This is a genomic window from Paenibacillus sp. 2TAF8 (assembly GCF_052114825.1).
GTDB lineage: Bacteria > Bacillota > Bacilli > Paenibacillales > Paenibacillaceae > Paenibacillus.
The window spans coordinates 26,618-40,488 of sequence record NZ_JBFRFN010000035.1; the positions used below are offsets into that span (position 1 = coordinate 26,618).

Sequence of the window (13,871 nt, forward strand, 5' to 3'; positions counted from 1 at the left end):
AATCAACGTGTAAGTTCGGTAATATTTTCAACTGTAGTATAATGGTAAAAACGAAGAAACTTATATCCTGTAAAAGAGGTGCAACATGGCTCGTCACTACAATGCTTTTCAAGGCTCTAAGGTTAGACTCGCACCACCTTGCCCTGAAGATCGTGTTCAGATCGCACATTTCACCGAGAACTATGATTATATGCGTAACATGGATACAGATATTGCGACTCCACAAACATCGGATGAAACGGGAGCGTCTTCGGTTCGCAACGGTCAAGATTTCGAATTTGCACTGCGGACCTTGGAGGATAACCGTTTTCTCGGATTTGTCGCTATCTATCGGATTGAATGGAACAATCGCTCTGCACATCTGGCTATTGGTATAGGGAATGAGCGCGATCGTGGCAAGGGTTACGGCAGTGACGCTCTTGCGTTGATTTTGCGGTATGCATTCCATGAATTGAACCTGAACCGGATCGCTCTGGACGTCATCGAATACAACGAAATCGCAAGGGGAGCGTACTTGAAAGCCGGATTCCGCGAAGAAGGCCGACATCGTGCTGCCGTGCTGCGGGACGGTACACAATACGATCTGATTTCGATGAGTATTTTGGCAGCAGATTGGTCTGTTCAAACCGGGTATCCGGTTTCATTTCAACCAGCGGTTGTTATACCGGCTGACCGCACAGCAGGTTCTGCCAGTTTCAGCAACAACTCGGAAGTTGCTCCTCGGATCGGCGTTGGAGCAGTGATCCTTAATGAACGAAACGAAGTGCTTCTGGTCTGGCGGAATCGTGCACCGGAGCAGTATACCTGGAGCATTCCCGGTGGAAAAGTCGATGCGTATGAAACACTCGAAACAGCTGTTATACGTGAGATTAAAGAAGAGGTCAATCTGCATATTGCCATCGGCGGTCTTCTCTGTACTGCAGAAAGCATTCATCCTGAATTACAGGAACATTGGATCTCCATGATCTACTCTACCAAAGTAATCGACGGGATGGCTCGCAATCGGGAAGAAGGCGGCGCGATCGGTGAGATCGGATGGTTCCCGCTTCATGAGTTGCCTTCTCCACTCGCCATTTTTGCCATCCCGGCATTGGAAGCAGCGAAGCAGCAATATACCAAGAAGCATGACATCGATAGCTCACGATGAATACCTTTACGGGAAATACGTTAACGCAACGCAGCGTCCCTTTCATATTGCACGAATCCAGAACTCAGTTCGACTGGAGAGGTCAAGGGGCTCTTTCATTGAAAACCTTTCGTTACGGAACTTCGTTATACGAAGCGGGTCATGGACACTTTTCTGTAGGTCATAATCGATATTTACTTCTAAACGAAGGACAGGAATATCAGTTGCATATTGATTCATCTGTACCCGTCGAATCTTTCTGCATCTTCTTTCCTCCTGGTATGGTTGAAGAGGTCGGGCGGAATGTCTCAAGCAGTGATCGATATCTTCTGGATGAGCCTTATACTCTGTCCTCTGCTGGTTCAATGGAATGGGTGGAACGAACATATTCAATGGAAGATCCATTAGGTGCTGCCCTTGCGCGGCTGCGTTCTTCCCACGTTTCTAAGACCCTAGATACCTGGGAATTGGAGGAGCAGCTTCATCAGCTTGCGTTACGTATGCTCGCTTTACATCGTGAGATTCGCTGTGAAATAGACCAGCTTGATATGGTGAAATCTTCTACCAGGAACGAATTATATCGCAGACTCTACATCGCACATGAATACATGACAGCCTACTATAGTCAACCTATTACGCTTGCAGAGACTGCCTCAGCCGCGCATCTGTCTGTAAATCATTTTCTTCGAAATTATAAGAAGCTTTTTGGTATTTCGCCGCATCAATTTTTGACAGAACGCAGACTTCAAGCTGCCTGTCAGCTGTTATCAGACTCCGATCTCCCCGTCACGGAGATCTGTTATAGAGTTGGTTTTGAGAGCTTAGGCTCGTTTAGCTCCCTTTTCTCCAGACGATTCCATCTCTCCCCTTCGCAGTATCGGATAAAAAGGTGATTATCGATAAGCGCCGCTAATATAAGCTGTGTATGATGARGTTAGCTTTGGATTCGCTTATGAACCAGCATCACAACCTAATATATCTATACGAACAAGGTGGTTATTACAAATGACAGATGAGAAACTGAAAACAGAACAGGTAGATCAGCTATTTCAAGCCGCACAGGATGGTGACGTGGTGAAACTTCAGTCACTGCTTCAAGCACGCCCCGAACTGGTAAACACCAATAATAAGGATGGACTGACACCTCTTGGATATGCCGCACATTTTGGACAAACGGAAAGTGTACATACCCTTATTGAGCATAAGGCTGATGTGAATGCCATCTCCCGCTCTCTTGTTTCTTTCATTCCTTGTAACACAGCCTTGCACGCTGCACTGGCTGGAGAACGTTCGGCGGAAGTAATCCGTCTATTATTGGAACACGGAGCATCTACGAGCATCCCTGACAGTGATGGACAGCATGCACTGCACACCGCAGCCTTTCATACCGATCAAACAGTCATTATCGACATGTTGCTTAAATATGGAGCCGATCCCAAGGTACCCAATACTTCTGGGGAAACAGCACAAGACATTGCGGAGCAACGAGGTAACACCTCTGTAGCGTTTCGATTGCAAGCAGTAGTGGCGAAGCTTCCCTAAGATAAATGAATGGATGGATGGATTCAGCAACTATACCTTGTGACTCAATGCTACACTCGGGACACCAAGCAGTACCAGAAACTAAATTTGAGGCCACACTTATAACCGTTAGACTCTTTTTGGAGCAGCAATGCCCATAGGAGATCTACCGGTTTTTTGCTGTATAATGCAATAGAAACTTTTCTGAAACGAAATGAAGCCATATTTTTTTGAAAATACAAGAACCGTTTGGCAGCTTTCTCTGTCTAATACGAAACAACATCAGCAAAGGAGGAGCCTTGTGACCCCTACCGAACTTACGCGAGCTGCACAAAAGGGGGATGCTGCAGCGTTTGCAGCCTTAATGGAGATGCATCAGAACCGTCTGTATCGGATCGCCTATGCTTATCTGCAAAATGATGGCGATGCACTGGAAGCGATACAGGAAGCAACCTACCGCGCATACCGCAAACTCAAAAAACTGAAAGAACCCACCTACTTCAGTACATGGCTTATCCGCATCCTTCTGAATTATTGTGCAGATGAGCGCAAACGCAAAATCCGTTTCAGTCCCGTCACGGAAATTCGGGAATCCGGCCGCTGGGATCGTCCAGAGGATCCAGATCTTGCCGCTGCAGTAGCTGCACTTGAACCGGAATACAAACAAATTATTATTCTAAGTTATTTCGAAGGTTTCTCGCTGACCGAAGTCGCTGACATCCTCGAAATTCCGGCAGGCACGGTTAAATCACGACTGCACCGCGCGCTTGGAAAGCTCCGGGATCAACTTGAACCGAAAGGAGAACAATTATCATGACCGACGAACACAATCCGTTTGAAGCATTGGAGGCACGTCTTCAAGCACGCAAGGCCGAATACGATACGATGCACGTCCCCGATCTGGCAGCATCACAAGCTGTTCAGTCCGGAATACGCCAAGCTTCCCATAAACGAAAAACAAAGCTGCGCTGGCTAACAAGCTCTATTTCGGCAGCTGCCTTGATTTTATTGTTCACAGGCTGTATCCGGGTATCCCCTGCCTTTGCGTCTTTTGTTGAGCAACTGCCTGGCATGGAGGGAGTGGTCAGCCTGATTCGGCAAGACAAAGGATTAATGATGGCGATTGATCAGTCTCTGTTGCAGAAGGTCGGAATCACCGACGAGCATGATGGGGCTTCTGTAACCGTGGAAGGCATTATTACAGACGAATCACGCATGGTTATTTTTTATAAAATGAAAGGCATGAAAGATACAGAGAAATTCGACTATGACATCGACTTGCTTGATGGCAATGGTAAGCAGCTTCCTGTTGCCTTTAGTTACGCATCACCCAAACAGCCTTTAGAAGGTCAAGATTACGAGGATATCATTGACGTATCGTTTAATGAATCTTTGCCACCCAATCAACTGACTGTTGTGTTTAAGAACCGCTTAGAAAAAACAAATAATACGTGGAAGGTTACTTTCCCGGTCGACCATAATCTAACTAAAAACATGAAAAAGATAGTTCCTGTTAATCAAACCATTACTCTGGACGGGCAACGCTTTACAGTTGAACAGGCCACCTTATATCCGACAAGGCTTGTTCTGGATATAAAGCATGATGCAAATAACACCAAAAAAATCTTCGGAATCAATGATCTTCAATTAGTTGATGAACAAGGCCGTGCTTGGCGAACAGACGGAGCTTCCATAGGGGGCTATGGGACTTCTGTTTTCTTTGAAAGCATGTACTTCTCGATTCCAAAGAAGCTAACCTTGCAAGGTTCTGGACTTACAGCACTGGATAAGGATAAACTGATGATTACTATTGATCCGTCATCCAAATTAATCGAAGGTGGACCGCGAGACATAACTCTACTTGACTATAAGATTCAAGGTAATGACACCATCATGCATTTTTCCGTTGCCAATACTGAAAATGGGGCCTCAGGACTCTCTTTCACCAATATCAAAGACAGCACCGGAAAAGGTTTTGAAGTAAAAGAAGCGGGATGGAGCCCTTCCTATGAACATCGTGCAGCGGAAGCTTGGATTACCATAGCTAATGGAGCTGCGGCAAAAGGAAAACTGAACATGGAGATTTTCTCTTATCCTGTTCAAACCCGTTCCCCTTTCTCCTTAGAGATACCTGTGAACAAATAAGCCATCAACCTGCGAAGAAAGGTGTGTTATAAGATGAATCAGCGTTCTATCCGTTATCCGCGACCACTCGTAAAGGGCGATACAATTGGCGTAGTCGCACCGTCCAGTGGTGTAGGCGAGTCTATGCATCGCTATTTGGAAGAAAGCACAGATCATATGGAGCGCCTTGACTTTATTATTCAGGAAAGTCCCTACGTGCGTCATAACGACAAATGCGTCAGTGGGCCTAAAGAAACTCGTGCCGCAGAACTGAACGCATTTATGCTTGATCCTGGTATAAATGCAATCATTCCTCCATGGGGCGGACAGTTTCTAATGGATATTCTGCCGCTCTTGGACTGGGAGGCACTGAAAAAATCATCTCCCAAATGGATTTTAGGTTACTCGGATACGAGTACATTCCTGTTCGCCTACACATTATTGACAGGAACAGCTTCAGCCCATGGTACTAATTTTATGGATCTTCGGTTAAGTGAGCAGGATGCTGTTACTTCTCGCTGGTTGAACGTATTACAGACCCGTGCTGGTGAAGAAATTACACAAACTTCCTCCACGCATTATCAATCCAAATGGAACATGGCATTACCCGGATTCAATCTGGATACGCCTTCTCACTGGAAGCAGCTTGGAGCAGCCGAAGGTACGAATGAACTAACTAGCTTTTCCGGACGATTACTTGGAGGCTGCATGGATACCATTACATGCCTGATCGGTACTCCCTTTGCACCGGTAGAAGATTATTTGCATCAGTACTGCGCTGACGAGGGGACGATCTGGTATCTGGAAAGCTGTGAGATGGACGCAAGTGATATCTATCGCCGCCTGTGGCAGATGAGACAAGCCAGCTGGTTTGCCGGTGCAAATGGTTTCCTGTTTGGGCGACCTGACGGTTATTCCGACACAGATGATTTTACGTTTATCGATGCGTTGTCTTCTGCGCTGGGTGATCTGAACGTGCCTGTCCTCTATGATGTGGACTTGGGTCACCTTCCGCCTCAGATGACTTTTGTGAATGGCGCATTGGGTCAGGTAAGTTACGAAGATGGCCAAGGAACACTGCACATGACATATGTGTAATCACCTTTTGTAGGCAGATGCATACCTTTAAGTAAGAAGGATTTTATTTCGAGGAAGGGTTGTGCATCATGTCTGAATCACCATCCACACCAACCACTCGTGTTGTATACCAAGCCAATCAACCAGTGCTGCAATCCGTTCAAAGCGTGCGGAATATGCTGCATCATTCGGTTCGTCAACATGTCGGCCAAAAAGTACAAGTTCAGAACATGGACGGTCAGGTCTGGGAAGGTGTCATTATTAGTGCGGACCGCGGAATTCTGTACCTGCAGGTGACACCAATGCATGGTTACCCTGAACCTCGTGCCTTGTTTGGTCCAACGATACTACCGCTGGTGCTGTATGAATTGCTTGTCATCACCTTATTAATGTAGGCCAAAAGGCTTCGCCTCCTTCCTTCCGGGGATTGGGCGAAGCCTTTTATTACATGTCCCAGGATTGCTTGTGAGCGTGTGAAATATGATACAATGGTGTCGGTACCGCGCCTTATTTCATATGAAACGGAGTTTGATCCGGTTGGAATACATACGTCACGAACCAACCTCTCCTGTTGAATCCGAGCCGGAGATGCGTAACAAAAGTCAACATGCTGTTACTGAATCGTCTGAGCAATCCCAAGTCATCGCCATCTGTTTGCTTGCCGGTAAAATCATGCTGCAAAGTGGTGGGGAAACGTACCGCGTGGAAGATACAATGAAACGGATGGCTGCAGCGCTCGGATTGCCTCACTCACACAGTTATGTCGTGCCTACTGGCATCTTTTTCTCGGTGGATGCCACGGAACCCGCGAAGCTGATTCGGATCTCTGAGCGTACAACAGATCTCGATAAAGTGTCTGAAGTTAACGCCGTCTCACGTCGCATCGGCCAAGGACAACTGAAAGTTCAAGAAGCCCATGATCTTCTGCTGGAGATTGAACGAAAACCATCAGGTTATTCGTACGTTGTGCAGCTAAGCGCTGCTGCCTTATCCAGCGCCTGCTTTACCATTATGTTTGGCGGAGGCTGGGGTGACTTTCTTCCGGCACTCATCTGCGGCGGGATCGGTTACGCAGCAGTCATCCTTTTTCACCGCTGGGTGCGCGTCAAATTCTTTGCTGAGCTTACGGCCTCCTTTGTCATTGGCATGCTCGCCTTTTTCCTCGTGTATATTGGTGCAGGCTTTGAGCGGGACAAAATTATTATCGGTTCTGTCATGCCGCTCGTTCCAGGACTGCTCATTACTAATGCTGTACGCGACTTGATGGCCGGACATCTCGTATCCGGTTTATCTAAGGGTGCCGAAGCTTTTCTGACTGCTTTTGCCATCGGTACAGGCATTGCTGTTGTGTTTTCACTTTTGATGTAAGACGGAGGTTTGCAGGATATGCTGCATTTTATTGGACAAGCCTTAACCAGCTTTGTCGCTTCAGCCGCATTTGGCATTATATTTAATGCACCAAGACGTATGCTGCTTCATGGCGGCTTTGTCGGGATGATTGGCTGGATCATCTATATTGTGTTGGAGTATGCAGCAGATGCTGTTCCAGCCACACTTGCAGCAACGATTGCCGTAGGTGTAATTAGTCAGCTGTTCTCCCGCATGTTCCGCGCTCCTGTCATTATTTTTAGTGTAGCAGGCATTATTCCTCTCGTGCCGGGAGGACTGGCGTATAATGCAATGCGCAGTTTTGTACAAAATGACTATAGTGCCGCCATGGGAATGGCCGCCAAAGCACTCATGTTATCGGGTGCTATCGCCGTAGGACTTGTATTATCCGAGGTATTAAACCAGCTGATTCAAAGCATATCTCGTTCAGCCCGCGTAAAATCAACCACCAAATGACTCCTCCGGGTCGTCAGGTTCAGCATTTCATCAAAAAAACCCATGGCCTGCAAGCCGGATTTTTAATCAAACTCCGATCTTGTAGATCATGGGTCTTTTCGTTTTTGCATCAGATCAGAATAACGAACTTCATCTCGTCTACTTGATAAACGTATTTTTTACACGTACCGACTTCAGAAAATACGGTATAAAAATACAGCACGTCAGCAGTGAGCGAACAATCAGGTGAAATGCAGGTGTTGCATCCAGCACATGTTCTTCCCTTCCCACCTCATTTTGAGCAATGAGAATCCACGTAACCACACCTATAATCACATTGACGATGTACTGTACAATCATCAGCCGTGGGAACAGCCGCTTTCTACGGTATAACAGAACAAGATTCACAACAACGATGACGAATAGAATGACGCTGCTGATGAATCCAAACCACAGAAGTGGCCTTATGACTTCCGCATAAAGCTGCGGATCAACACCGCGACTGCCTTCCCAGCGTGCCGGGTCCATGATCACCGTAACCTGTGAAATATCCGAGAATAGAAAAACCAGTGAGGCCCACAGACTAATCTGGATTAAAATCAACCACCCGCCCAGGCCAGAGATACCTGGAAGTTCAGGTCGGGTGCCGCTTCTGGATGAATACATTTCCAGTTCATCATCCTGCTTACCATATCGACTATCCATGATATCCTCCTTATAACAATATGAGAACATCTATTATAACTTAAAATTTGTATTTGTGTTATAAAAAGGATAATATTTCCTGGTAGATTGAGCATGATTACAAATTTATTCTTTCTTTTTATTGCTTGGTTCGCTTCATCACCGTCCCGAACAACTCTGCTGCAGTGCCGCTTCCCGACTGTAAGTAATGTTTGGCATCGGTATAATCAAATCCCATCCACACTACCCCCGTCCATTCCCGTGTATAACCGGCAAACCAGATATCCCGATTCGCTCCCTTGGGCGCATTTGCAAATGCCGCCTGTGTCGTGCCCGTTTTGCCAGCGACATGATCATCAGTTAACTGGGCACGCTTTCCTGTTCCTTGGCTCACGACAAGCTGCAGTATGTTCGTTATTTCTTGAGCCGTTCGCTTCGTGATGACCTGTTTATTTTCAGAGCTATGCTTATAGAACACTCTTCCTTGAGCATCTGTAATTTCACGGATCAGATGCGCACGATTGAATTTCCCCTCATTGGCAAAAACAGCATAGGCCTGCGCCAGTTTCATCGGCGAAATCCCCTGATGTAGACCCCCAAGAGCAACGGACAGATTCATGTCTTCATTCTGCAACTCAATCCCCAATCGCTGAGTGAACCCTTTAGCCTGTTTCAACCCGATCTCATGCAGTAGCCATACAGCTGGTGTATTGATTGACTTTTGCATTGCCTCGGATAACGATACTGTACCTCTATATCTTCCTCCCACATTGCCCGGCTGATAATCCCCGTAACGCGTGGGTCGATCAGGCAGCATACTTGCTGGCTCGAATTGTCCTGACTCTAACGCAGGCCCATAAACGATGACTGGCTTAAAAACGGATCCAGGCTGTCTCGCATCCATCAATGCTCGATTGATATCACCCTTTGCAGGCGTTCGGCCGCCCATCAGGCCCTTCACTTCTCCATTATGTTGATCAAGAATAACCATGCTGGCCTGTACGCGTTGATCCTCTCTGTCATCCGAGAACCAGAATTGCTCCGCAAAAGTTTCCTCCATCGCCCTCTGTGCACTTGCATTCAACCCGGTTTTAATCGTCCACCCTGCTGAGCGAATCTCGTTTTCACTCTTACCGGTGAGACGCGAAGCCTCCTGCATTACGGCATCTATGGCAGATATATAAGAAGGTGGGTCAAACCCTCGCGCTGGTCCAGTTAACAAGTTTTCCGGGCTCGAAACCGCCGGCTTGTACTTCACAGCTGCTGCCTTCCGCATCTGCTCGCGTGTAATAATCCCCTGTTCATGCATCAGTGACAGTACCACACTGCGTCTCTCTTGGGAGAGCATTTCATTATCCACCGGATTATAAATGGAAGGTCCTTTGGGAATACCAGCAAGCGTAGCGATCTGCCATAGTTTCAATTGATGCAGATCATGCACACCGAAATAACGCCATGCCGCCGCCTTAACGCCATACTGCTGCCGCCCCATATAAATCTGATTCAGATACATTTCGAGAATTTCATCCTTTGAATACTTCTTCTCCATCTCTATTGCAATGGATAGCTCATTTATTTTGCGGGAAATGGTCTTACTTCCGTTCAGATACAGATTCCTGGCTAGTTGTTGTGTGATTGAGCTTCCACCTTGACTCCAATTCATATGAATCATATTTTGTGCCATGGCTCTGCCCACACCAATAACATCTAAACCGGCATGACGGTAGAAGCGTCGATCCTCGGTAACTAAAAAAGCCTGTTTCATCATATCCGGCATTTCATGTAAGTTTGCATACGTAGAATACCCACGGTTTGGTGTAGTCAACCTGGTGATTTCATGTCCAGCCTCATCGAGAATTAATGAAGACGAAACTTGTTGTATTGCCTCCGGTTGGTGACGAATAACGAGCTTCCCATACGAAAACAGATAAACGTACAGCAAGATCAGTAGAACTGCTGCAACAACAGCGATATCGTAAAGTCGATACAATGTACGTTTAATCTTCATACCTAACATGATGTTTCCTCGGATTCACTCTTGATCGATGAACGATCCCGATCCGTCATGAGAGCAGCGATCGCGTTGATCTGATCACTTAATTGCCTTAGCTCCCCGCTACTTAAGACCCGAATTGGTGCAGGTGTCCGCCCCCTTGCAAGTTCATGGGTTACCCGAACAAGGCTTTGAATGTCATCAGTTATCTTCTGAGAGCGAATCCAGAAAAACAAAGCAAACAAACCTCCGCCTATAAATAAAATGAGCGGCTTTTTCCCTATATGATTGATACCCCAATGCACCATATGAGTAAGCCAAGCTGCCTCGTGATACATCAAGCGATAAGCTAATCTCATGATCTGATACATAACAAAAAGAAGCACCGCGCTAAGAAGCGCACTTGCTCCGCAAATATATATGTACTTCATTCGAACTGTATTAAATCTGGAACTCATCTTTGGCGCCCTCCCCATACTTCTAACAAAGTGTATAGAGGTAGCATACCGAACAGTTCTTAAGGAAGCTTTGTTAACTTCTTATCAAATTCTTAATTTCACATTGGCTTGATGTAAGATATTTGATGTGACACCTTTACTCTTCCAATGTAGTATGGACTGGGGGGGGTATTGCTGGAAAACGGGTTACAAAATCCGTCCTGCCCTGTTCACTATAAGCCGCAATCTGCCCCCGATGAAGTTCAATCATTGATTTGGCAATGGCCAGTCCCAGTCCAGTACCTCCGGTATCACGGGAACGTGATTTATCTACCCGATAGAAACGCTCAAACAAATGTGGCAAGTCGTTAGCCGGAATTGGCTCTCCATAATTACTGATACGTACAACCGCTTCTCCATCTTCAAGGGTAAGTCCGATTTCCATTAATTTACCCTGTGCACCGTAACGAATTGCATTACTGAACAAATTTTCGTAAGCTCGAACCAATTCTCCTGGAGCAGCCTGAACCCATAATGGCTCCTGCCCTCCAACAATGGTATACGTCATACCTGCCTCTTCGAGCATAGGAGCAAATTCTTCGGCGAGCTGCATCAGGAATGGGGTCAGATTCAATGGTCTTAAAGACAATGGCAGACTTCCTCCGCTGACTCGCGTATATTCAAACAAATCATCAATCAGCTTGCGCAACGTTAAAGATTTCTCATACGCGATACTGACGTAATAACGCATTTCCAATTCATCCTGATACCGGTCCTTTTCAATATACTCCAGGAATCCGAGAATCGAGGTTAGGGGTGTTCTCAGATCATGCGAAATGCCTGTAATCAAGTCATTTTTGGCCTTAACCGCACTTCGTTCCTCCTCAAGCGATCTCTGCAGTTGCTCCGCCATCTGATTAATACTTGCCGCAACCACACCGAACTCATCGGAAGTTCTCACCTCAATCCGATGAGATAGTTCTCCTTTGGCTACCTCCTGGATTCCCGCTGTAATCTCATCCAGCACAACCATTACTTTGCGGGTGAACAGAAAGAAAAACAGCACAAAGCAGATGATTCCTACGGCAATCATCAGCGGAACAGAACCAATATGGTTCACTAACCAGCGAACTACTTGTCCGGGGAAAGTGTAATTCGGATAACGCTGGTTTTGCAGAATTGTCTCGCCCACTTTGCCTACCCCATACAATATCACAGCAGTCAAAATACCGCTCAACAAAAATGCATAAATAAACTTCCAACGTACCGTATTAATCAGTTTTGAATTCATTGTAGAAACTCCCTGCCTATAGCATTCCACCTGCTCTTAACCTTCAACTTACATCGGTTTGATCATCTTATATCCCACACCCCATATGGTCTGTATAAATTTAGGATGTTTACTGTCTTGTTCAATCTTCTCACGAAGTTTACGAATATGCACCATAACAGTGTTGTTGGACTCCATGAAATCTTCTTTCCAGACTTGACGGTAAATCTGTTCCATACTAAGTACTGATCCTTGATGACGAGCGAGCAGTTCTAACACTGCAAACTCGCGGGGAGTCAGGTGAACAGGCTTGTCATCGACCCAAACTTCATGTGTATCGGTATTAATAATAAGATCATCAATTACCCACTCGTGCTCCTTGCTCTCCCTGCCCTCATTAAATGTGTGATACCTGCGCAGTTGGGATTTTGCTCTCGCTACAAGCTCAAGCGGATTGAATGGCTTCGTTAAATAATCATCGGCACCAATACTTAAACCTGTAATTTTATCCATATCTGTGCTCTTCGCGGACAACATGATAATCGGCATTTTCTGCTCTTCGCGAATTTTCATACAGGCTTCAATTCCGTCCATATTCGGCATCATGATATCCAAAACAATTAAGTCAACCACTTCTGTCTTAAGCAGTTCCAGCGCCTGCAYTCCATCATTCGCAGTAAAAATCCGGTACCCTTCATTACCAAAATAAATTTCCATCAATTTAATAATATCCTGCTCATCATCGACAAGCAGTATGGATGCTGGTTGTGCCACGGCATTTTTCCTTTCTGCTTCACAAATGCTACATCGGTTTAACCCAACTACTAATGCAATCTATCTGTTCACAGTATACCACCTTGGAATCATACTACGGAAATCATCATGATCATTCCGCACACGTTCAATCTTCATCATCATCTGCTCCGTCTCCTCTGGCTTCACGTTCTGAATCCACACCACGGAAGATATCAGCGCCATGGCCATATATAGAGAGTACATCTTCCAGAAACCCTCGTCCGGTTCATGTCCATCAAAATACCCCTGTATCTGTCCAATCGAGTATGGAATGCTGATCTCTGTAGCAAATAACCCCAGCTTCAAAAACTCATGCACAGGGTCGCCCTGATCTGCACGGTTAAAATCAATCACTCCTGCCAGTTCTCCCTTGTTTACTATCAGATTAGCTGGATGAAAATCATCATGCTGAAAACCATCGGGACGGTCTTTCATCCATTCCAGATGCTCTTCAATAAAATTCAGAATATGCTGATCTCTGTCTATCACAACAGGGCACGCGTTGTATTGCTCCACGTACCGCCGATGCTTCTTACTTTTCCGTATGTACCAAGACTCGGCCTGCTCCTCTACAGCTAACCGATGAATGCGTTTTAGCTCAGCACCTGCTTTCAGGCCGATAGAATACTGCTGCTGTTCACTCATCGAAGGTAATACCTCGGAAGCATCTTCTCCTTCAAGATAACTCAAAACCATATATCCATTGTTCTCATCCAGCCTGCCAATGCCAAGCGGTGTAGAGCATAAAACACCCATCTCTCTCAACGCTGCCAAAACATGAGCCTCTTGTTGCTTGTCATCCATATCATGGCAAGGAAAGATTCGCAGCAACATATTTCTTTGATCAGGAACAACGACTTTGAACTTGTGATCCAGGGAATATCCTCTGGTTATACGTTCAACCTGTACAGCCTTTCGAAGTTCAGAGATCCCTTTCACAATCTCTAGCATGCCACTCTCACTCAAAGATGGATTCTGGTTATGCATAAATTCTACCAACTTTACCCCTCCATTATTAGA

The 13,871-nt window shown here is 45.9% G+C and carries 15 protein-coding genes and 1 pseudogene; 10 read left to right on the forward strand and 6 right to left on the reverse strand.

Annotated elements, in window-relative coordinates; all coding sequences use genetic code 11:
- Positions 1-85: 85 nt before the first annotated feature.
- The 10 genes and pseudogenes from AB4Z30_RS28575 to AB4Z30_RS28620 all read left to right on the forward strand — a co-directional run.
- Positions 86-571: pseudogene (locus AB4Z30_RS28575) on the forward strand (GNAT family N-acetyltransferase); the annotation flags it as partial.
- A gap of 153 nt (positions 572-724) precedes the next feature.
- On the forward strand, positions 725-1,147 hold the full coding sequence (locus tag AB4Z30_RS28580) for an NUDIX domain-containing protein (protein ID WP_441931040.1): 423 nt from the start codon (positions 725-727) through the stop codon (positions 1,145-1,147).
- A gap of 98 nt (positions 1,148-1,245) precedes the next feature.
- Positions 1,246-2,019, forward strand: coding sequence for a helix-turn-helix domain-containing protein (locus tag AB4Z30_RS28585; protein WP_441931023.1), 774 nt, complete (start codon positions 1,246-1,248; stop codon positions 2,017-2,019).
- Positions 2,020-2,131: 112 nt separating this feature from the next.
- Entirely contained in the window at positions 2,132-2,668 is a 537-nt protein-coding gene (locus AB4Z30_RS28590) for an ankyrin repeat domain-containing protein (RefSeq protein ID WP_441931024.1), read from the forward strand.
- A gap of 280 nt (positions 2,669-2,948) precedes the next feature.
- Complete coding sequence (locus AB4Z30_RS28595) at positions 2,949-3,464, forward strand: sigma-70 family RNA polymerase sigma factor (RefSeq protein ID WP_441931026.1); 516 nt, start codon at positions 2,949-2,951, stop codon at positions 3,462-3,464.
- A complete protein-coding gene (locus AB4Z30_RS28600) occupies positions 3,461-4,792 on the forward strand; it encodes a DUF5643 domain-containing protein (RefSeq protein WP_441931027.1) in 1,332 nt (443 codons plus the stop codon). The genes AB4Z30_RS28595 and AB4Z30_RS28600 overlap by 4 nt, the downstream gene beginning before the upstream one ends.
- A gap of 33 nt (positions 4,793-4,825) precedes the next feature.
- A complete protein-coding gene (locus tag AB4Z30_RS28605) occupies positions 4,826-5,869 on the forward strand; it encodes a S66 family peptidase (RefSeq protein WP_441931029.1) in 1,044 nt (347 codons plus the stop codon).
- A 68-nt stretch (positions 5,870-5,937) separates the two neighbouring features.
- A complete protein-coding gene (locus tag AB4Z30_RS28610) occupies positions 5,938-6,243 on the forward strand; it encodes a hypothetical protein (RefSeq protein ID WP_441931031.1) in 306 nt (101 codons plus the stop codon).
- A 193-nt stretch (positions 6,244-6,436) separates the two neighbouring features.
- Positions 6,437-7,216 (forward strand): threonine/serine exporter family protein, encoded by a 780-nt coding sequence (locus AB4Z30_RS28615; protein WP_441931041.1) that lies wholly within the window; start codon positions 6,437-6,439, stop codon positions 7,214-7,216.
- 18 nt (positions 7,217-7,234) lie between these two features.
- Positions 7,235-7,693, forward strand: a complete 459-nt coding sequence (locus tag AB4Z30_RS28620) for a threonine/serine exporter family protein (protein WP_441931033.1) — start codon at positions 7,235-7,237, stop codon at positions 7,691-7,693.
- Positions 7,694-7,831: 138 nt separating this feature from the next.
- Here the strand turns inward: AB4Z30_RS28620 and AB4Z30_RS28625 are convergent, their stop codons facing one another.
- The 6 genes from AB4Z30_RS28625 to AB4Z30_RS28650 form a co-directional block, all read right to left on the reverse strand.
- Entirely contained in the window at positions 7,832-8,377 is a 546-nt protein-coding gene (locus tag AB4Z30_RS28625) for a DUF2569 domain-containing protein (protein ID WP_441931034.1), read from the reverse strand.
- A gap of 118 nt (positions 8,378-8,495) precedes the next feature.
- Positions 8,496-10,373 carry a transglycosylase domain-containing protein gene (locus AB4Z30_RS28630; protein WP_441931035.1) on the reverse strand — a complete coding sequence of 626 codons (1,878 nt, stop codon included), beginning with the start codon at positions 10,371-10,373 and terminating at the stop codon, positions 8,496-8,498.
- The gene (locus AB4Z30_RS28635) at positions 10,367-10,807 is read right to left on the reverse strand and encodes a hypothetical protein (RefSeq protein WP_441931036.1); all 441 of its coding nucleotides are present in this window, start codon (positions 10,805-10,807) and stop codon (positions 10,367-10,369) included. The genes AB4Z30_RS28630 and AB4Z30_RS28635 overlap by 7 nt, the downstream gene beginning before the upstream one ends.
- A 136-nt stretch (positions 10,808-10,943) precedes the next feature.
- On the reverse strand, positions 10,944-12,077 hold the full coding sequence (locus tag AB4Z30_RS28640; RefSeq protein ID WP_441931037.1) for a sensor histidine kinase: 1,134 nt from the start codon (positions 12,075-12,077) through the stop codon (positions 10,944-10,946).
- A gap of 48 nt (positions 12,078-12,125) precedes the next feature.
- Positions 12,126-12,830, reverse strand: coding sequence for a response regulator transcription factor (locus AB4Z30_RS28645; protein ID WP_441931038.1), 705 nt, complete (start codon positions 12,828-12,830; stop codon positions 12,126-12,128).
- 60 nt (positions 12,831-12,890) lie between these two features.
- The coding region (locus AB4Z30_RS28650) for an aminoglycoside phosphotransferase family protein (RefSeq protein WP_441931039.1) at positions 12,891-13,871 on the reverse strand (981 nt) is incomplete at its 5' end.